The following is a 19,508-nucleotide window of genomic DNA, read 5'->3' as shown; positions in this document are numbered from 1 at the left end:
CGTGCATGACCCCCGAAGCGTTTCGCCAGTATGGCCATCAACTGATCGACCTGATCGCCGATTACCGCCAGACCGTGCAGCAGCGCCCGGTCATGGCCCAGGTCGAGCCCGGTTACCTGAAGGCGGCGCTGCCGCCGGCCGCGCCGCAACAGGGCGAGCCGTTCGACGCGATTCTCAAGGACGTGGACGGGTTGATCATGCCCGGCCTGTCCCATTGGCAGCACCCGGATTTCTACGGTTATTTTCCCTCCAATGGGGCGCTGTCCTCCGTGCTGGGGGACTTCCTGAGTACCGGGCTTGGCGTACTGGGCTTGTCGTGGCAATCGAGCCCAGCGTTGAGCGAACTGGAAGAAACGACCTTGGACTGGTTGCGCCAGATGCTGGGTTTGTCGCAGCAGTGGAGCGGGGTGATTCAGGACACCGCCTCGACCAGCACCCTGGTCGCGCTCATCTGCGCCCGTGAGCGCTCAAGTGATTACGCCCTGGTCCGTCACGGGCTTCAAGGCCAGGATAAGCCCCTGATCGTGTATGTCAGCGCCCATGCCCACAGTTCGGTGGACAAGGCGGCGTTGCTGGCAGGCTTTGGCCGCGACAATATCCGCCTGATCGCGACCGATGAAGCCTATGGGCTGTGCCCGACTGCGCTCGAGCAGGCCATCGAACAGGACCTGGCGGCTGGCAATCGCCCGTGTGCGATCGTTGCCACCTGCGGCACTACCGCCACTACGGCCCTCGATCCGCTGCGCGCCATCGGCGCGCTGGCCCAGCAACATGGCCTGTGGCTGCATGTGGACTCAGCCATGGCCGGCTCGGCGATGATACTGCCCGAGTGCCGCTGGATGTGGGATGGGATAGAGCTTGCCGATTCGGTGGTGGTCAATGCGCACAAATGGCTGGGGGTAGCGTTCGATTGCTCGGTCTATTATGTGCGCGACCCCCAGCACCTCGTGCGCGTGATGAGCACCAACCCCAGCTACTTGCAGTCCTCGGTCGATGGGCAGGTCAAGAACCTGCGCGACTGGGGCATTCCCTTGGGGCGCAGGTTCCGCGCCTTGAAACTGTGGTTCATGTTGCGCGCAGAAGGTGTCGAGGCCTTGCAAGCACGGCTGCGCAGGGACCTGGACAATGCCAGGTGGCTGGCCGAACAAGTGCGCGCGGCAAGCGACTGGCAGTTGCTCGCCCCTGTGCCGTTGCAGACGCTGTGTCTTCGGCATTGCCCTGAAGGGATGGCCGGCCAGGCGCTGGACGCCCATACCCGAGCCTGGGCCGAGCGCCTGAATGCATCAGGCGACGCCTATGTGACTCCCGCGGTGCTTGATGGACGCTGGATGGTGCGTGTGTCGATTGGCGCCCTGGGCACTGAGAGGGAGGATGTGCAACGTCTCTGGGCCAGGCTGCAGCATGTGGTGCAGGGCTGACAACCGTGGCGCCCATGCCCGTTGCCCCAAGGAAAAACACGCTGTGGTGATGATTGAACTTCCGCGTTCCCGGTATCTCTTCTAGAATCCTGCTGCCACGCCCAATCGGGGCGTGCGCGCGGCTTCATAATGGCGCAGCGCGGTTTTGCGTCCACTTCGAGAGAGCCATGAGTTCCAGTACCCCGCTGTCCGGCGTCAACCAACCGCTTCGCGGCATCGTGTTGGTGGTGTGCGCCACGTTCATGTTCGCCAGCCACGACGCCTTGTCCAAGTTCCTGGGAGGGCTGTACCCGATCGTGATGGTGGTGTGGGCACGGTACGTGGTGCACACACTGTTGATGGCTGGCATTTTCCTGCCGCGCTCGGGCCTCAACGTGTTGCGCACCCGACGGCCGCTGCTGCAAACCTTGCGCGCCTTGAGCCTGCTCAGCACCAGCCTGCTGTTCACCTCTGGGTTGCAGTACCTGCCATTGGCCGAAGCGACTGCGGTCAACTTCCTTGCACCGGTACTGGTCACTGCCCTGTCTGTACCACTGCTCAAGGAACGGGTCACGGTAGCGCAATGGGTGGCAGTGGTATTGGGCTTTCTGGGGGTGCTGATTGTCGTGCATCCAGGCGGGGCGCTGTTCACGCCCGCCATCCTGTACCCGTTCGGCTCGGCGCTGGGCTTCTCTTTCTACCAACTGTTGACCCGCATCCTGGCGGCGCACGACAGCCCGACCACCAGCAACTTCTATGCAGGGTTGTGCAACACCCTGGCCATGAGTGCGCTGGTGCCGTTTTTCTGGGAAACGCCGCGCTGGGACCATGCCTTGCTGATGCTGGCGCTGGGTGGTTTCGGTATGACCGCTCACCTGCTGCTGACCCAGGCCTTCCGTTTCGCAGCGCCTGCGCTGTTGGCGCCGTTCAGCTACTGCCAGATCGTCTTCGCTGGCCTGCTGGGCCTGGTGTTCTATGGCCAGACCCCCGATACGCTCAGCCTGGTCGGGATTTGCGTGATCTGCCTCAGTGGGCTGGGGGCAGCCTGGATGCAACGGCGGCGTTAGCGCACTGGCCAGTGCCACTGCAGATGTGAAAGGCAGTACTGCTGCCAATTCGAAGTCGCTTGGGTACAAACGTGCATGTGGGATGCGTGCTGCAATGCTTTCAGGCGGCCGGCCTGACTTGCGTGCTCACAACCCCAAGGAATCACGATCATGCACATGCCCGATACCCTCAGGATTCGCAATGGCCAGAAGGTCGAAGCGACGTTCTCGGCTCAAGAATATGCCCGCCGGCATGCCCAGGTGCGCGCCCTGATGAGCGCTCAGCAGCTCGAGGCACTCGTCTTTACTTCCTATCACAACGTCAACTACTACAGTGACTACCTCTATTGCGCGTTTGGGCGCGCCTACGCGGTGGTGATCACCCCTGATCAGGTCGTCCTGATCAGTGCCAACATCGATGGCGGTCAGCCGTGGCGTCGGTCGGTCGGCACCGACAACATCGTCTACACCGACTGGCGGCAGGGCAGTTTTTTCACCGCCCTGCGCCAGGCGCTGCCGCAGGCGGGGCGCATTGGCGTGGAGGGTGATCACCTGACGCTCCACACCCATGCCGCGCTCGCGGCATGCTACCCGCATGCCGAGCTGGTCGATATCAGCACCGCCTGCATGCGCCTGCGGCTGATCAAGTCGGCTGAAGAGCAGGCCCTGATCCGCCAGGGGGCACAGGTCGCCAATGTTGGCGGCGCGGCGGTGATCGACGCGCTGGCTGACCAGGCGCCGGAGTTCGAGGTGGCACTGCATGCCACCCAGGCCATGGTCCGGGACATTGCCAGGCGCTATCCCGACAGCCAGTTGATGGACACCTGGACGCTGTTTCAATCCGGGCCCAACACCGATGGCGCCCACAATCCGGTAACCAGCCGTCGCGTGGGCAGGGGTGAAATCTTAAGCCTCAACTGCTTCCCAATGATCAGCGGCTACTACACGGCGTTGGAGCGCACACTCTTTCTCGATCACTGCCCGGACGAGTACCTGCGCCTGTGGCAGGTGAACGTTCAGGTGCACGAGGCAGGTCAACGCCTCGTCCGTCCAGGCGTACGGTGTTGCGACATTGCTGCTGAGCTCAATGAAATCTACCGCCAGCACGACCTGCTGCAATACCGTACCTTCGGCTACGGCCATTCCTTCGGCGTGTTGTGCCACTACTACGGGCGCGAGGCCGGCCTGGAGTTGCGCGAGGACATCGACACCGTACTGGAGCCGGGCATGGTGGTGTCGATCGAGCCCATGATCATGCTGCCACAGGGCCTGCCAGGGGCAGGCGGCTATCGCGAGCATGACATTCTGGTCGTGACCGAGCAGGGGGCCGATAACATTACCCAGTTCCCCTATGGGCCGCAGCACAACGTCATCTGCAAATGAGCAGCGAGTGCTCTGTCAGCGCAAGGCTGCCAGGCGGCGCTGCGCGGAAGGCGAAACACCGAACAGTCGGCTGTACGCCTTGGAAAAGTGCGCCGCCGAGCCGAAGCCGCAGGCCAGTGCGACGTCGCCAACCGGCGCGTCGCCTTGCAGCAGCAACTGCCTGGCATGGGTTAGCCGTAGTTCCTGGTAATAGCGTGTGGGGGTACGTTGCAGCTGATGCTTGAACAGGCGCTCGAGCTGACGCACGGTGATGCCGGTCAGGTTGGCCAGCTCGCTGGGTGCCAACGGCTCCTCGAGGTTGGCTTCCATGATCGCAACGACCTGGCTGAGCCGCGGTTGCGCAGTACCCAGCAAGGTCCTCAGCGAAACGCGCTGGCGTTCGCGCTCGCTACGCACCCGGTCGCACAGCAGCAGTTCGGCGGCCTTGGCGGCAATGGCTTGGCCGTCCGGCTCGCGAGCCACCAGTTGCAGCATCATGTCGATGGCCGCCACACCGCCTGAGCAGGTGTAGCGGTCGCGGTCCAGCTCGAACAACTGCTGCGAGCAAATGATGTTAGGGAAGCGGGCGCGCAGCGTTGGCAGGTCCTCCCAATGAATGGTACAGCGGTAGCCGTCGAGCAACCCTGCCTTGGCGAGCAGGTAACTGCCGGTACAAATGCCGCCGATCGGCAGGCGTTGCCTGGCCCGTTCGCGCAGCCAGCGGATGTGCGCCCCGGTGGCAGGGCCGCGCTCGATGGGGTTGGGGCCCACTACCAACAGTACGTCCAGCGCTGGCGCGTCACCGAGCGTGCAATCGGGCAGCACGCGCATGCCGTTGCTGGCGGTGACCGGCCCCTCCTGCGCCGCGATCAGTACGCTGCGAAACACGGGCCTACATGCGGCCAGGTTGGCCATGCGCAGTGTTTCCACCGCCGATGCCAGGCCGATGGTGGTGAAATTGGGCATGATCAGAAAACCGAATGTCTTGACCGTGCCGGAGTGTGGATTTACCGAAGCGGGGTGGACCATTGGGCGATTCCTGTGCAAGCTGGGGCATAGTTTGCCCAGAAGGTGGCTGCAAGTGAACCCAGAAAACCTGTTGGCCCAGTTGCCAGGCTACCCGTTGGCCGCCGATGCGATCGAAGTGCTCCCCGATGCCCAGGCCTACCGGGCCTGCCTGCTCGAGCGTATCGGCGCAGCGACCCGGCGGATCGTCATCGTGGCGCTCTACTTGCAACATGACGAGGCGGGCCAGGAGGTGCTGGACGCACTCTATCAGGCCAAGGCGGCTCGGCCAGGGCTTGAAATAACCGTCGTGGTGGACTGGTTCCGGGCCCGGCGTGGCCTGCTGGGGGCGGGCAGGCAGCCTGGCAATGCAGCCTGGTACCAGGCCGAGCGCCAGAGCCGCCAGTTGGACATCGCGATCTACGGCGTGCCTGTGCAGACCCGCGAACTCTTCGGGGTGCTGCACCTCAAGGGCAGCATCATCGATGACTGCGTCATCTACACCGGTGCCAGCCTCAACAACGTCTACCTGCATCGGTTCGACCGTTACCGGCTCGATCGCTACCACCTGTTCCACAGCAAGGCCCTGGCCGACTGCATGGCCGACCTGGTGCATCGGCTGCTTCACCCGCAGGCCACGCCGCGCCTGGACCTTCCTGCGCCGCCTTCGACCGCCGATTTGCGCAGTGACATTCGCCGTCTGCGGGCACGGATGCGCCGGCTGACATATGCACCAGGCCCTGCAACCGAGCCGGGGCACCTGCGAGTGATTCCGCTGATCGGCGTCGGCAGGCGCAATGCATTGAACAAGACGGTGTGCGCGCTGTTGGCCGTGGCCCGCGAACGTATCGTCATCAGCACCCCGTACTTCAATCCGCCGCGGGTCGTGATGCGCGAAATTGACGACGCGTTGGCACGCGGCGTGCGGGTAGAGTTCATCGTCGGCCATCGTACGGCCAATGACTTCTACGTCCCTCCGGGGGAGCCGTTCCATGCCAGCGGGGCATTGCCTTATCTGTATGAGGACAACCTCAGGGCCTTTGCGCGCCGTCGCGAGCACCTGCTGGCCAGTGGTCAGCTGCAGGTCCGATTGTGGAACGATCCCGGGCACACCTTTCATGCCAAGGGCGTGTGGGTCGATGAGCGTTATTGCTTGCTGACCGGCAACAACCTGAACCCGCGCGGCTTCAACCTGGACCTGGAGAACGGCCTGCTTATCGATGACCCCCTTGGGCAATGGCGGGGGCCGTGCGAGCAGGAGCTGAGCGCATTGCGTGAACATGCCCCGGCTATCGGTTCGGCGCACGCTCTAGGCGTCAAGGCCGAACACCCCAAACCCGTGCGCAAGCTGCTGCGCAGGCTACGCTATAGTCGGTTGGAACCGTTGATCAAGCGGGTGCTGTAGGGCAGGGGCTGTAGTGCGGCCTGCCCGATGGTCGATAGCGTTGATCGGCCGGGCACGCTGTAGGTCCACCCTGTGCATCCCCGACAATAGGCGCTCAAGGAATGGAAGCAGCTTTTGGCAATGATTCGCCGCGCAGCCGTATGGTTCGCCGCCTTGTGCTGGCTTTTTCGGGCCTGCTTTTGTTGGCGATGATCCTGGGGCTGGTGTCGCTTTATCGCATCGCCGTTTCGCTCGATCAGCGGGAACTGGAACAAAGCCGATTCCATGCGAATGCGGCCTTGGCACAGTTGCACAAGGCCGAGCGCGCCTATCTGTGGACCCATGCTTCCTGGCAGGCAGCTTACGACCATCTGGCGCGTCCAGCGGACCGGCAATGGGCGTTCGATGAGGGCAACGTTGGTGCCACGCTCTATAGCGATGATGGCTATGCGGGCGTGTTCGTCCTGGACGATCAAGGTACGCTTTATGCAATAGTGCAAGGGCGTCTGACAGACTTGGGTTTCGATCACTTCAGCCCCGAGGGTCATCGCATCCTGCAACAAGCCCGCCAGGCCATGGCGCAGAAGCAACCGGCGTCGGGCTACGTCATGTTTGCAGGCCAGCCTGCGGTCTTCACCTCTGCCGTGATACGTCCTCCTGGCCTCGCCGACAGCCTGGCTAAGCATCACTCGGTGATGGTCTTCATTCGATTGATCGAGGCCGACTTGTTGAGTCAGATGGGTAAGACGGCCGGCCTCACGGACTTGGCTATCGCTGCAAGCGACAATGCTGCGGACGATATGGGGCATTTGCGACTTCAGGGGGTTCCCTATCGTTTGACCTGGCGCATGGACCAGCCCGGCAGCGATCTGTTGCAAACGGTATTCACACCGCTGGCGGTGGCGCTGCTGATCATCCTGGCGCTGATGGTATTGCTTGCACGCTATGCCATGCGCACCAGCGCCGACATTGACCGCAGCTACCATCAGCTGGCTATTTCCAAGCGGGCGCTGGAGGCCAGCGAAGCGCGCTTCAAGGCCGTGGCCGAGGCGGCTTCCGACTGGATCTGGGAGACCGATGCGCAGCAGCACCTGATCTATCTTTCACCACGCTTTGCCGAACTGACCGGGCACGACGCCGAGCTCTGGCTCAATCAGCCGATCTGCACGTTGTTCGATTGTGAAACCGGTCATGTCGAAACCTGGCTGCACAGCCTGGGCGCCAGCGAGTCTACCGGCACGCTGCGCTGCCATTACCTGGACAAGGCCGGGCAGCGACGCGAGTGCCGAATCGCGGCCAGGGCCATCATCGAGCACAAAATCTGCAAGGGATTCCGCGGCACCTGTACCGACATCACCGATGAGGTGGCAGCCCATGCCCGAATTCAGCACCTGTCACAACATGACGCCCTGACCGGGCTGCCCAACCGTAACAAGCTGTTCCGCTTCCTCGAGGACAGCGCCAAGGTGTCGCGGGCCGTGCTGATGCTCGACCTGGACAACTTCAAGCCAATCAATGACAGCCTCGGCCACCCGGCCGGTGATGCAGTGTTGATGGAGGTGGCGACGCGGCTTGGTCAAATGACCCGTTCCAGCGACCTGGTAGCGCGCCTGGGCGGGGACGAGTTCGTCATCGTCCTGATCGCACCGGGCACGCGTGATGAACTCGACCGGTTCTGTGCCCGGCTCATCGACACCCTCAAGCAGCCGATGGCGGTGGAGCACCACAAGGTACAGATAGGCGCCAGCCTGGGTGTGGTCATCTCCGACGATTACCCAGGTGGCCCTAGCGACCTGATCCGTTATGCCGACGTCGCGCTGTACGGGGCCAAGCAATCGGGCAAGAACACATGGCGGTATTTCTCCACGCAGATGAGCGCTGCATTGCTTGAAAAGCGCGTACTCGAACAGGAGCTGCGCGAAGGCATCCCCCGTGGCGAACTGCGTTTGCATTTCCAGCCACGGTTCAAGGTGGACGGGGTAACGATCGCCTCCGCCGAAGCGCTGGTGCGCTGGCAGCACCCCCGCCTTGGGTTGCTGATGCCGGACGAATTTGTCGGCTTTGCCGAGGAAAGCGATGTGATCGTGTTGCTGGGCAACTGGGTGCTGCAGGAGGCTTGCAAGGAGGCAGGAGCCTGGCCGCTCGATGTGCTGGTGTCCGTGAACATGTCGCCTGCCCAGTTCAGCCGCAGCGACGTGGTACGCGATGTGGCCGAGGCCTTGCGCACCACCGGGCTGCCTGCGCACCGGCTGGAGTTGGAAATCACCGAGAACGTGATGCTCAACGACGTTGAAGGCGCGTTGCAGACGATGAACGCATTGAAGGAACTTGGTGTGCGCTTGAACATGGACGACTTCGGCACAGGCTATTCGTCACTGGGCTACCTGCGTACTTATCCGTTCGACAGCATCAAGATCGATCGTCGGTTCGTCCAGTCGCTGGGCAAGAGCAGCAGTGACCGCAGTGTGGTGCAGGCGATCATCAGCCTGGGGAACGCCATGGGCATGACGGTCACGGCCGAGGGGGTGGAAACTGCGGAGCAGCTCGCTTTGCTCAGTGATGACCAGTGCCATGAGGTGCAGGGTTACTGGTTGAGTCGTCCGGTGGACAACCAGGCGTTGATCTCATTGATGGCGTCGGCCGCCACACATACCCCTGATTAACGCAGCACGTGTAGGAGCGGGCCTTGTGCCGCGATGGGCCGCGCAGCGGCCCTGGGATTTGAACGCTGTACCACGGATCGCCGGGGCCGCTGCGCGGCCCATCGCGGCACAAGGGCCGCGCCTACCAGAGGGCTGCTATGAAGCTGCAAGTCACGGCAGCAGAAAAGTCTGGCGCACGCGGTCGTCTGCTGCTCTGAAAATCCAGCGTGAGCGCATACAATCGCCGTCTTTACGAACCACTTCGATAGGCTACACCCGCCATGGCGCTAGACCCACCTACCATGCTCACCATTTCCATCGCCTTGGCGGCAGCGGCGGCGTTGTACCTGGCAATAGAGTGGCGCAGTGTCCGCGAGTCATCGTTGCTGTACTGGAGCGCCGGGTTCGCGACCATTACCGTCGGTTGCACCTTGGCGCTGCTGCGAGGCGTTGGCCTTTTGTTCATCGGCATCTGGTTCGCGAACGGCCTGCTGGTCGTGGCCCATGGCTTGTTCCTGCTAGGCGTGCTGCGCTTCACCCAGGACCGGATTTCGCGGGCCTGGCTGGTGATCGTGCTGATCTGGTTTGCCCTGTTACTGCTGCCTGCAGGCCCAGAGTGGTCGAAAGTCATGCTGATGGCCAACTCGCTGCTGGTTGCCGCCCTGACCTTGAAGGCCAGTAGCCTGCTGCAGCCGCATGGGCAGTCGCTGAGCGTAGGTGCAGTCCAGTTGCGGTACGTGCTTCTGGTCCATGGGTTGTTCTACGTGATCAAGGCGATCATTGCGATTGCGCCGGGCACGTTGATTGACCTGGCCAGTTTCGGGGGGTTGATCATCCAGGTCTCCCTGGTGGAGGGTGCCATGGCGATCATGCTAATCGCGTTGTCGATGACAGGCACGGTTCGCTACCGCCGCGAAGAACGCATCGCTCGCCTGGCCGCACGGGATCCGCTGACTGCGCTGTACAACCGGCGTGCCCTGGAAGTGCGTGCGGGGCCTTTCTTCAAGGAGGTCAGCAATGTCCGGCCTGCAGCGTTGTTGTTGATCGATATCGACAATTTCAAGCTGGTGAACGACCTGCATGGGCATGCAGCGGGGGACCGGTTGCTGGTGGCCTTGAGTGAAATGATTCGTGCGGTGTTGCCCGAGCGCTCCCTGGCGGCACGGTTGGGCGGGGATGAGTTCGTGATTTTGCTCAGTGGGGCAAGCCGTGAAGGGGTCCTGGGGTTGGCCAAGGGATTGCGCGAGCAATTTCAGGCCTATGCCGGCGGGGCAGTCCCGACACCTGCAGCGGTGACGTTGAGCATTGGGGTGAATGTGTTTGACCAGGCGCCAGCGAGTCTGGCGGCGCTGATCGAGCAGGGGGATGTGGCGTTGTACGAGTCCAAGCGCGCAGGGCGCAACAGCATTCGATTTGTGGAGCGACAGGTGACAGGTGGCGAGTTTTCTTGAGCGAGGTAGGGGTGCGGTTGTTCGGCTAATCCTGCCTCGTCATTGATCTACGTGTGCAGCCCTGTAGGCCTCACCGGCCGGAGTGGGCCGCAGTGTTCGGGCAAAAGCGGCTGGGAAGTTTGTAGGCTGGGGCCGCTGCGCCATCCATTGCAGCGACCCTTTTATCCGTCAAGCGTGAATCAAGTCACAACCTGATAGCAAGGCACATAAGCCGCCCCACCCGGCAACTTCATCCGATGCTGGTCAACGAATGCCTGCAGCAAACGCCCCAGCGGATCCAACACAGCGCTGTCACCGCGAATCTGGTAGGGCCCGTGCTCTTCAATCAGGCGAATGCCCTTGTCCTTAACGTTACCCGCCACAATCCCGGAAAACGCTCGGCGCAAATTGGCCGCCAGTTCGTGAGGTGGCAATTCGCGACGCAGATCCAGGTCAGCCATGGCCTGGTGAGTGGGGTCGAAGGGTCGCTGGAAGCTCTCTTCGATCCTGAGCAACCAGTTGAAATGGAACGCATCGTTGCGTTCGCGACGGAACTGCTTGACCTGCTTGAGCCCTTCGACCATGTGGCGCGCCACTTCAGCCGGGTCGTCAATGATGATCTCGTACAACCGATGCGCTGCCTCGCCGAGCGTTGCGCCGACGAAGGCATGCAATTGCTGCAGGTAGGGCTCTGCACTGCGTGGGCCCGTCAGCACGACCGGGAAGGGTACATCCTGGTTATCCGGATGCATCAGGATACCCAGCAGGTACAGGAATTCTTCTGCCGTGCCTGCACCGCCCGGGAAGATAATGATGCCGTGACCGACCCGCACGAACGCCTCCAGGCGCTTCTCGATATCTGGCAGGATCACCAGTTCGTTGACGATCGGGTTGGGCGCCTCGGCGGCAATGATGCCCGGTTCCGTCAGGCCCAGGTAGCGACTGCCCTGCATGCGCTGTTTGGCATGGGCAATGGTGGCACCTTTCATCGGGCCTTTCATGACGCCAGGGCCGCAACCGGTGCACACGTCCAGCTTACGCAGGCCCAGCTCATGGCCCACCTTCTTGGTGTACTGGTATTCCTCGGTGCTGATCGAGTGACCGCCCCAGCACACCACCATCTTCGGCTCGACGCCAGGACGCAGGGTGCGGGCGTTGCGCAGCAAGTGGAACACGTAATCGGTGATGCCCTGGGAGCTTTCCAGATCGATGCGCTGGCTGGCCAGCTCGCTTTCGGTATACACGATATCGCGCAAGGCGCTGAAGAGCATCTCCCGGGTACTGGCGATCATTTCACCATCGACGAAGGCATCTGCCGGGGCGTTCAGCAGCTCCAGGCGAACGCCTCGGTCCTGCTGATGGATGCGCACTTCGAAATCCTGGTAGGCCTCGAGGATGGTCTTGGCATTGTCGACATGGGCGCCGGTGTTGAGGATGGCCAGGGCGCACTGGCGGAACAGGGTGTAAAGAGTGCCGGAGCCGGCTTCGCTCAGTTGCTGTACTTCACGTTGGGACAGCGTTTCTAGGCTGCCTTTGGGGCTGACGGATGCATTGATGACATGGCGTTGGGGCATCTAAGTCTTTCCTGTGCGGGTAAAACATCCTTCTTTGACCACACCATACCGAGAAATGGAAGCGGCAACGAGAGGCATGCAAAAAAAGCCCGGCACTTCATGGCGGCCCCAGCGGCGCGCATTGCGAAACAATCACCCCAGCAGCCGCTGCACGGCCAGGGTAATGGCCAAGCCGCCCCCAAACAGCCACACGTTGAGGATTGCCCCCGTTGCCAGCACGCGAGGCCCGGCGTGGCGTATCTGTTCGAAGCGGGTTTCCATGCCCAATGCCGTCATGGCCATGGTCAACGCAAAGGTGTCCAAGCCGTTGACGGCTTCGCGCAGGCTCAAAGGTAGAACCTCTAGCGAATTGACCGCTACCAGTGCCAGAAACCCGAACGCAAACCACGGCACCGTGAGCCGACCCTTGCCTGACGCCAAGCCGGATTTTGGGGTACGGCTGATCCACAAGCCAACCAGTAACAAGACAGGCACCAGCAGCATCACACGCGTCATTTTCACGATGGTTGCCACATGGCTGGCATCAGGGCCGAGGGTACTGGCGGCGCCGACTACTTGAGCCACTTCATGGAGGGTGCCGCCCAGCCAAAGCCCAGCGGTCTGGGCATCCAGGTGCAGCCAGCCAGCCTGAATCAGAAAGGGATAGAAAAACATCGACGCCGTGCCGAACAGCACCACGCTGCCTACGGCCACTGCACTTTTATGCGGCGCGCTGCGCAGTGCCGATTCAAAGGCCAAAACGGCCGCAGCCCCGCAGATGGCGCTGCCCGCAGCTGTAAGCAGAGCAGTCTCGCGGTCAAGCCCGAGCAGTTTCATGCCACACCACAGGCCTATCGCCAATGTGCTGCTGATCACCAGCAGCGAGATCACCAGGCCAGGCCAGCCAACGTGTGCAATTTCCTGCAAGCTGATCCGCAGGCCGAACAAGGCGACGGCAACCCGGAGCAGGGCCCGGGCGCAGAAGTGTATGCCCTGTGCATAGCAGGCCGGCAAGCGATCTTTCAGCACATTGCCAACGAACGCGCCGGCCACGATGCCGAGGATCAACGGGCTGAGGCCAAGCTGGACGAAGAGGGGCAGGGCAGCCGCCTGGCTGATGCCAAGCGCGAGAACGGTAACGAAAAGCACACCCTTGAGCGTTGCGCAGCGGTGCGCGGCAGGTGCGTCAGATGGCGTAGAAGGGGCAGGTGTCATGGAATTCTCCAGCAACTGGAATCAATGAACACCACGGTATGTTGGTTATAAGCTTATGAAAAATCGTAATTAGGGATGAAAAATATCCATTTAGCTGATAGTTTTTCGGGATGACTCCAGAGCAGCTTATAACTTTCGCCGTCGTCGCCGAGCACGGCAACATCAGCCATGCCGCATTGGCCCTGCATCTGTCTCAGCCAGCGGTGTCTGGCCAACTCAAACTTATGCAGGAGGCGTTTGGCGAGCCTCTTTATCACCGGGCAGGGCGCGGGGTGCGCCTGACAGCAGCAGGTGAACAGCTACTGGCGTATGCGACTCGCCTGCGCGATACGTTCGATCAGGCGCGGTCACTTCGCGAAGCGATGCGCGGCCTTCAGCGCGGCACATTGCGGATCGGTGCCAGCACTACGCCTGCAAGCTACGCGCTGCCGTACCTGATCGCCCAATTCAAGGCACGCTACCCTGAGGTGGTGATCACCACCATCCAGGGCAACACCGCCGAAATCGTCGCCGCCTTGGGTGACGTGGACTTGGCGTTGATCGAAGGGCCGCCGGGGCGAGACCTGCCCGTGGGCACTGGCGTGACCGAGTGGCTGGAGGACGAAATCGTCGCCATCGTCCCGGTTGCACACCCCTTGGCTTGCGCCGGACCTCGCGCCTTGAAGGAGGTGGCCGACTTCCCAATAGTGCTGCGTGAGCAGGGCTCGGGCGTGCGTCAGGTCGTCGAGCAAGCGTTTGCCAACAGTCAACTACAGATGAGGATTGGCCTGGAGATCGCCGGCGTGGAGGGGGTGAAGGAAGCAGTACGCGCCGGTATGGGCGTAGGTTTCGTGTCTGCCATGTCGATTCGTCACGAAGGGATGGTTTTACGCAAGGTCCAGGTGGGGCCGCGTTCACTGGTTCGCCGGTTTTCGATAGTCCTGCCCCACGCAGGCTCACCCTCTCGAGCGGCTGCCCGCTTTCACGATCTTTGTGTGGCCTTCTCCGGGGCTTCGACCCACGTTTCACGCACCACCGGCAATTCATGAAACATGCGCCCGTCCCTGCAGACATCGCCGCAAGGCAGCCCGACTGCCACGCGGCACGTGTGCTGTCAGGGCCGCCGCTACCTCATCAGAAGTCGTCTTTCGGGCTCTTCTTGAAGGTCCAGTCGGTATGCTTGCGGGCTTGGAGGAAGCTGTTGCAGTTGGCGGTAAAGGTATTGCGATTGGCCTCTTTGGACAAATCCGCCAGAATTTTCTCCTGCATCTGCGGGGTGCAGTTCTCAGCGGTCGGCTCGGGCACCGTTTCTTCACTGCAGCCTGCGAGCAAGGCTGCCAAGCCCATTGCCGTGACCAGCTTTGCCAATTTGATGTCCATATCGCGATCTTTCTCCTGGTGCGCTGAAAGGGGAGGTGATTGTTGAACCGGGCAGCATGATACGGACACTGTCCTTGCGATGCCACCTGCAGAAAGTCACGCGCCTACGTTGAATACGTGCTTCAAATAGGCCACGAAATTTTCATCGCGGCACTGCGTCTTGCCTGGGCTGTCGGAAATCTTGGCCACCGGCGCACCGTTGCAGGCCGTCATCTTGATCACCATGTTCATCGGCTCGACCCCCGGGATGTCGCAGGTCAGGCGCGTCCCGATGCCAAAACTCACGTTGATGCGCTCGTGCAGCGCGCGGTAAAGCCCAAGCGCCTTCGGCATGTCCAGGCCGTCCGAGAAGATCAGGGTCTTGGTCTTCGGGTCGATACCCAGCCGGTGGTAGTGCGCGATGGCTTTCTCCGCCCACGCCAGCGGGTCGCCCGAGTCGTGACGCAGGCCGTCGAAGAGCTTGGCGAAATAGAGGTCGAAGACCCCAAGGAAGGCATCCATGGTGATGCAGTCGGTCAGCGCGATACCGAGCAGGCCGCGATACTCGCGCACCCAGCACTCCAAGGCTGCAGCCTGGCTGTCCACCAGGCGAGGACCCAACTGCTGGTGGGCCATGAACCATTCGTGGGCCATGGTACCAATTGGCCGTAGCTCGTATTCCCGGGCCAGGTGCACGTTGCTGGTGCCGACGAAGCGGCCTGGGAAATCGCGCTTGAGGATGTGCACCACCTCTTCCTGCACCCGATATGAGAAGCGTCGACGAGTGCCGAAATCCGCCAGCTGAAAGCCTGCCAATTCGTCACTGCTGGCCTGGGCCTTGAGCCAGTCGAGGTTGCGGTACAACTGTTCGCGTACCTGCTCGATCACCACCTCCCGGTAGCGGTAACGGTTGCGGACTTCGCTGATGATCGCCAGCAACGGGATTTCGTACAGGATGACGTGCAACCAGGGGCCGCGTACGCGTATCGCAAGCTGGCCGGCGTCGTCCAGGCCAACATGCACGTAGCGCAAGTTGAAGCGGAACAGGCTAAGAAAGCGAATGAAGTCAGGCTTGATGAAGGGAATCTTCTCAAGGTAAGCAAGCTGATCCTGGGTGACGGTGACTTCGGCGAGTTGCTCGACCTGGTAGCGGATTTCTGCGAGATACGGGGCCAGGTTTTCACCGTTGCGGCAGCGAAATTCCCACTCCACCTCGGCATTGGGGTAGTTGTGCAGCACCGCCTGCATCATGGTGATCTTGTAGAAATCGGTGTCCAGCAGGTTCTGAACGATACGGGGGCCAAATACGCTGTCACTCATGCTGCTTGCTCCTTGATCAGGGCCAGTTGATGGTCGAGGGCCGACTCGTCGCCGCACAGCTTCACACCGTCGGCAGCCAGGGCGCCGCAGGCCTCTATCGCACCGGCCTGGCTCAGGGCGCGGCAGGCCGGTAGGTACAGCAGCACCTCGAACCCGGCCTGGCGCAATTGTCGGGCCGTGGTGCGCACGCAGTAGTCCAGTGCGAGCCCGCCAACGATGACAGCACCCACCTGATGCACCTTGAGGTATTCGATGACGCCGGTGGAGCGGCGTTCGGCCAAGTCGTGGTAGCAGGCACCATAGGGATGCAGGTCGGGCTCCACGCCTTTCCACACGAAATAGTCGTACTCGATGGGGGCAGGCAGGCCTGGCAGCAGCTCGAAACCGGGAGTGCCAGGGACGCAATGACTGACCCAGGTGAGGTCCGCGTTGGCCAGGGTCAGCGGCTGCAGCATCTGCGTGGCTTGGGCCACTACCCACGCGGCATTGGCGGGATGTGCATCCTTGCTGCCCAGTCGCAGGTCGGCCCGTTGTGCCATGACGTTGAGGTCTGGTGCGATTTCATGACCCTCGGGGACTGGGAGTTCCTCGGGCGCATGGCACGTGAAGCCTATTTGTGCGTCGACATCGAAGCTGGCGATTTTCATGGAGGTTCTCCTCGCTGGAATGGCTACATAATCCACCTGGTGTTGTATATGTGTCAAGCATCCATTATCTGGACGTTACGGCCGATTTACTTATTCGCTCTGGTGAACTATAAAAGACTTCGGTCAAGGAGTTACGAGTGAGTACAGCTGAAGTCCTGGCAAGCGTCGACATCGTCGCGCTGCGCCTGCCGCCCGGCAGCGAGCACCTGCAGGTGCTTTTGCATCGCCGTGAGCGAGAACCGCATCAGGGCCAATGGGCACTGCCTGGGGTGATCATCAATGGGCGCACGCCTGATACCAGCCTCCAGAGCGCTGCCCATCGCGCCTTGAGCGAAAAAGCGCGCGTACAGCCACACTATCTGGAGCAAGTCGGCACTGAAGGCAATGCCTTTCGGGATCCGCGGGGTTGGTCATTGAGCACCTGCTATTTGGCGCTGTTGCCCGCCCGCCAGGAAGTCGAGGATGAGCAACTAGCCTTTTTCGACCTCGCCGACGTGGTAGATAGCAGGGTGCTGCTGCCATTCGATCACAACTTGTTGGCGCGCCGAGCCTGTGAGCGGCTCGCGGCCAAGTCCGTCTACAGCAGTTTGCCGTTGTACCTGCTCGACACCCGGTTCACCGTGCTCGACGCGCTGGGGGCCATGCAGGCCTGTCTGGGCCAGCCTGTAAATGCAACGTCGCTGCGCAAGCGCCTGGAGCGTTTGCGCGTGCTCGGCTGGGTCAGGGACACAGGCGAAAAGAATCAGCCACCCATGGGGCGTCCGCAGCAACTGTACCAATACATGGCGCAAGGGCAGGGGCCATTCATGTTCGACCGTAGCCTGCTGCCGGAGGGCAGTTAAGCGTCCCTTCTGGCAGATTGAGTGCGCGGGGCGGTCAACACTGACATTGAACGACTGATCAATCTCAGTGGAACGAACCGCGAATCAATGCCTCTTATCCAGAGATGGCTGGCCTGTGCCGCGGATTCCCCTGACATGAGATCGCTTCAAACCCCTCTAATCGACGACGCCTCCACACCGCTGAGCTTCCTGCTCAATGGCGGTGAGATTGGCCGTCTGCTCCAAACGATGAACTGGGAGAATTCGCCACTTGGGACGCCGCATGGCTGGTCCCCGCACCTTCAGGCCGCCATGGCCACATTGCTGCCCGCGCAGACCCAGGTCGTATTGTTCTGGGGCCCGGATTATGTCGCGCTGTACAACGATGCCTATGCGCCCACTATTGGTCATAAGCACCCGCAAGCCCTCGGGCGCCCGGCGCGCGAGCACTGGGCCGAACTGTGGGACGACCTCGAACCGTTGCTGCGCGGTGTGCGTGAAACAGGACAGACGTTTTCGGCCAAGGACCGTCCCTTCTACATCGAGCGCCGAGGGCACGGTGAGACAGTGTATTTCGACGTGTCGTATTCCGCCGTGCGCGAGGCTGATGCAAGCGTCGGCGGGGTCTTGTGCCTGGTCACCGAGACCACGGACCGCGTGCGTTTCCACCAGCGCCAGGCTTTTCTCCTGGAATTGAGCCGTACATTGCCTGGGCTGGGTGATGCCGCACGTATCGAGTCGTATGCCGTTCAGCGTCTGGCCCAGGAGTTGGGCGCAGCCAGGGTCTGCTTCGGTGAAGACAAAGGCGACGGTGTTGGTTTCAAAGTCAGCCATGATTGGTCCGATGGCGTGGCGTCCTTGGTGGGCACCCATTCGTACATGACGTTCGGCGCCGACTTGTATGAGCAATTGAGCGATGGCAGGACCGTTCAGCACAGGTACGAACAGCCTGAGCCTTGTCTGGCGGGCATAAGCACCGCCTTGCATGCCCCTGTGCTACGGGGTGGGCGACTCGAAGCAGTGTTAGGCGTTCATTTCAGCGATGCGCGAGGGTGCTTCGAGGAGGACTGTCAGCTTGTGGAGGAAACCGCCAAGCAAGTGTGGGCTGCAATCCTCCATGCCCGTGCCGAGCAGGCGTTGCACTTGCTAAACCAGAGCCTTGAGGAGCGGGTTGCCACGGCGCTGGCCCAGCGCGAATCAGTCATGATGCAACTGCACGAAGCCCACAAGATGGAGATGATCGGGCAATTGACCGGCGGTATCGCCCACGACCTCAACAACATGCTCACGCCGATCATTGGGTCGTTCGAGCTGCTGCGCCGGCATCCACATGCCGAGCGCGCGCCCCGGCTGATCGACGGGGGCCTGCAGGCAGCAGAACGGGCGCGCAATCTGGTCGCTCGCCTGCTCAGCTTTGCACGCCGTCAGACACTCAAACCGCAACCGGTATCCTTGGCAGCCCTGGTCGAGGACATGCACGAGTTGATGGCGCGTTCGCTCGGACCCACCATTGCCGTGCATGTGAATATCGACCCGTCGTTGCCCTGCGTCGTGGTGGATCCTCACCAACTGGAGCTGGCCCTGCTGAATCTGGCGGTCAATGCCCGGGATGCTATCGGCGGCGCCGGTCAGCTGCAAATCATTGCCGGTGATGACACCTACTGCCTGACACCCCCCGAGGACCTTGCGGGCAAACGTCTGGTATGGATTCAGGTCAGGGACAATGGCTGCGGTATGGACGATGAACAGCTCAGGCGGTGCATCGAACCCTTCTTTTCTACCAAGGAGGTGGGCAAGGGGACTGGCCTGGGCTTGCCCATGGTCCAGGGCTTGGCGGTTCAATCCGGCGGAGGGTTCGAGATCCAGTCCACGCCAGGGAAAGGCACCCAGGCGACATTGTGGCTGCCGGCCAGCGATGCGTTGCCCACCCATCGCGATGCCGAGGCTTGCGACGGACCTGTGGCCGAGCGTCCAAGCCGGGTGTTGTTGGTGGACGACGAAGAGATTGTGCGTCACGCAACGGCTTTGCAATTGCGCGACCTGGGCTATGAGGTGACCGAAGCGCCAAGTGCCGTGGCCGCTTTGCGCTTGGTGGAAAAGGGGTGGCTGCCTGATGTGTTGGTGACCGACCACGTCATGCCGGAGATGACCGGTGTACGCTTTGCCCAGCAAATGCGCCAGCATCACAGCGAGCTGCCGGTGCTGATCATCACGGGCTATGCCAATTTGACGCCGCGCCAGCTAAGCGGTTTCGAAGTGCTGCGCAAGCCTTATCGACGCGCCGAACTCGCCCAGAGCGTGGCGCGCCTGCTGGCCGGGACTACCCTTAACCGAGGCTGAAACGCAAG

The 19,508-nt window shown here is 61.8% G+C and carries 15 protein-coding genes; 9 read left to right on the top strand and 6 right to left on the bottom strand.

Translation table 11 applies throughout. The features are described from left to right. The first annotated feature begins 5 nt into the window (after window positions 1-5). The 3 genes from CWR53_RS11745 (at window position 6) to CWR53_RS11735 (ending at window position 3,826) form a co-directional block, all read left to right on the top strand. Entirely contained in the window at window positions 6-1,418 is a 1,413-nt protein-coding gene (locus CWR53_RS11745) for a DOPA decarboxylase (RefSeq protein ID WP_100851588.1), read from the top strand. A 167-nt stretch (window positions 1,419-1,585) separates the two neighbouring features. Next, window positions 1,586-2,464: a DMT family transporter gene (locus CWR53_RS11740; RefSeq protein ID WP_058605916.1), complete on the top strand. Its 879-nt coding sequence runs from the start codon at window positions 1,586-1,588 to the stop codon at window positions 2,462-2,464. A 150-nt stretch (window positions 2,465-2,614) separates the two neighbouring features. Next, window positions 2,615-3,826, top strand: coding sequence for a M24 family metallopeptidase (locus tag CWR53_RS11735; RefSeq protein WP_100851587.1), 1,212 nt, complete (start codon window positions 2,615-2,617; stop codon window positions 3,824-3,826). A gap of 15 nt (window positions 3,827-3,841) precedes the next feature. Here CWR53_RS11735 and CWR53_RS11730 read toward each other — a convergent pair whose 3' ends face one another. After that, on the bottom strand, window positions 3,842-4,834 hold the full coding sequence (locus CWR53_RS11730; protein WP_058605914.1) for a GlxA family transcriptional regulator: 993 nt from the start codon (window positions 4,832-4,834) through the stop codon (window positions 3,842-3,844). Window positions 4,835-4,886: 52 nt separating this feature from the next. On the opposite strand from CWR53_RS11730, the gene pssA reads away from it, so the two are divergent. From pssA to CWR53_RS11715, 3 genes are all read left to right on the top strand, one after another. Beyond that, window positions 4,887-6,215 carry a CDP-diacylglycerol--serine O-phosphatidyltransferase gene (pssA, locus tag CWR53_RS11725; RefSeq protein ID WP_100851586.1) on the top strand — a complete coding sequence of 443 codons (1,329 nt, stop codon included), beginning with the start codon at window positions 4,887-4,889 and terminating at the stop codon, window positions 6,213-6,215. Between the two features lie 101 nt (window positions 6,216-6,316). Next, a complete protein-coding gene (locus CWR53_RS11720) occupies window positions 6,317-8,857 on the top strand; it encodes an EAL domain-containing protein (protein WP_100851585.1) in 2,541 nt (846 codons plus the stop codon). A gap of 281 nt (window positions 8,858-9,138) precedes the next feature. After that, the gene (locus CWR53_RS11715) at window positions 9,139-10,287 is read left to right on the top strand and encodes a GGDEF domain-containing protein (protein ID WP_058605911.1); all 1,149 of its coding nucleotides are present in this window, start codon (window positions 9,139-9,141) and stop codon (window positions 10,285-10,287) included. Between the two features lie 179 nt (window positions 10,288-10,466). Here the strand turns inward: CWR53_RS11715 and ppnN are convergent, their stop codons facing one another. After that, a complete protein-coding gene (gene ppnN, locus CWR53_RS11710; RefSeq protein ID WP_058638370.1) occupies window positions 10,467-11,840 on the bottom strand; it encodes a nucleotide 5'-monophosphate nucleosidase PpnN in 1,374 nt (457 codons plus the stop codon). Between the two features lie 132 nt (window positions 11,841-11,972). Then, window positions 11,973-13,034, bottom strand: a complete 1,062-nt coding sequence (locus CWR53_RS11705; RefSeq protein WP_100851584.1) for a YeiH family protein — start codon at window positions 13,032-13,034, stop codon at window positions 11,973-11,975. Between the two features lie 110 nt (window positions 13,035-13,144). Here CWR53_RS11705 and CWR53_RS11700 point away from each other — a divergent pair, with 110 nt between their 5' ends. Beyond that, window positions 13,145-14,062 carry a LysR family transcriptional regulator gene (locus CWR53_RS11700; RefSeq protein WP_100851583.1) on the top strand — a complete coding sequence of 306 codons (918 nt, stop codon included), beginning with the start codon at window positions 13,145-13,147 and terminating at the stop codon, window positions 14,060-14,062. An 85-nt stretch (window positions 14,063-14,147) separates the two neighbouring features. Here the strand turns inward: CWR53_RS11700 and trbK are convergent, their stop codons facing one another. The 3 genes from trbK to CWR53_RS11685 form a co-directional block, all read right to left on the bottom strand. Then, window positions 14,148-14,393: an entry exclusion lipoprotein TrbK gene (trbK, locus tag CWR53_RS11695; protein ID WP_058605907.1), complete on the bottom strand. Its 246-nt coding sequence runs from the start codon at window positions 14,391-14,393 to the stop codon at window positions 14,148-14,150. A gap of 96 nt (window positions 14,394-14,489) precedes the next feature. After that, entirely contained in the window at window positions 14,490-15,692 is a 1,203-nt protein-coding gene (pncB, locus tag CWR53_RS11690) for a nicotinate phosphoribosyltransferase (protein ID WP_100851582.1), read from the bottom strand. Further along, the gene (locus tag CWR53_RS11685; RefSeq protein ID WP_100851581.1) at window positions 15,689-16,339 is read right to left on the bottom strand and encodes an isochorismatase family protein; all 651 of its coding nucleotides are present in this window, start codon (window positions 16,337-16,339) and stop codon (window positions 15,689-15,691) included. Before CWR53_RS11685 ends, pncB begins: the two co-directional genes overlap by 4 nt. A gap of 137 nt (window positions 16,340-16,476) precedes the next feature. Here CWR53_RS11685 and CWR53_RS11680 point away from each other — a divergent pair, with 137 nt between their 5' ends. Further along, window positions 16,477-17,181: an NUDIX domain-containing protein gene (locus CWR53_RS11680; protein WP_058605904.1), complete on the top strand. Its 705-nt coding sequence runs from the start codon at window positions 16,477-16,479 to the stop codon at window positions 17,179-17,181. A 135-nt stretch (window positions 17,182-17,316) separates the two neighbouring features. Next, on the top strand, window positions 17,317-19,500 hold the full coding sequence (locus CWR53_RS11675) for a response regulator (protein WP_100851580.1): 2,184 nt from the start codon (window positions 17,317-17,319) through the stop codon (window positions 19,498-19,500). Window positions 19,501-19,508: the final 8 nt, after the last annotated feature.

It is taken from the genome of Pseudomonas sp. SGAir0191, assembly GCF_002812565.2.
Taxonomy (GTDB): Bacteria; Pseudomonadota; Gammaproteobacteria; order Pseudomonadales; family Pseudomonadaceae; genus Aquipseudomonas; species Aquipseudomonas parafulva_B.
Note: the sequence above shows the minus strand (reverse complement) of the source record. Positions and strands in the feature narration are given on the sequence as shown.

Excerpts from the sequence above, each read along its gene's own strand:
- CWR53_RS11730 (WP_058605914.1), bottom strand. The coding sequence starts at position 4,834 with ATGGTCCACCCCGCTTCGGTAAATCCACACTCCGGCACGGTCAAGACA.
- ppnN (WP_058638370.1), bottom strand. The coding sequence starts at position 11,840 with ATGCCCCAACGCCATGTCATCAATGCATCCGTCAGCCCCAAAGGCAGC.
- CWR53_RS11700 (WP_100851583.1), top strand. The coding sequence starts at position 13,145 with ATGACTCCAGAGCAGCTTATAACTTTCGCCGTCGTCGCCGAGCACGGC.
- CWR53_RS11720 (WP_100851585.1), top strand. The coding sequence starts at position 6,317 with ATGGAAGCAGCTTTTGGCAATGATTCGCCGCGCAGCCGTATGGTTCGC.
- CWR53_RS11685 (WP_100851581.1), bottom strand. The coding sequence starts at position 16,339 with ATGAAAATCGCCAGCTTCGATGTCGACGCACAAATAGGCTTCACGTGC.
- CWR53_RS11705 (WP_100851584.1), bottom strand. The coding sequence starts at position 13,034 with ATGACACCTGCCCCTTCTACGCCATCTGACGCACCTGCCGCGCACCGC.
- CWR53_RS11735 (WP_100851587.1), top strand. The coding sequence starts at position 2,615 with ATGCACATGCCCGATACCCTCAGGATTCGCAATGGCCAGAAGGTCGAA.
- trbK (WP_058605907.1), bottom strand. The coding sequence starts at position 14,393 with ATGGACATCAAATTGGCAAAGCTGGTCACGGCAATGGGCTTGGCAGCC.
- CWR53_RS11715 (WP_058605911.1), top strand. The coding sequence starts at position 9,139 with ATGCTCACCATTTCCATCGCCTTGGCGGCAGCGGCGGCGTTGTACCTG.
- CWR53_RS11740 (WP_058605916.1), top strand. The coding sequence starts at position 1,586 with ATGAGTTCCAGTACCCCGCTGTCCGGCGTCAACCAACCGCTTCGCGGC.
- pncB (WP_100851582.1), bottom strand. The coding sequence starts at position 15,692 with ATGAGTGACAGCGTATTTGGCCCCCGTATCGTTCAGAACCTGCTGGAC.
- CWR53_RS11745 (WP_100851588.1), top strand. The coding sequence starts at position 6 with ATGACCCCCGAAGCGTTTCGCCAGTATGGCCATCAACTGATCGACCTG.
- CWR53_RS11675 (WP_100851580.1), top strand. The coding sequence starts at position 17,317 with ATGAGATCGCTTCAAACCCCTCTAATCGACGACGCCTCCACACCGCTG.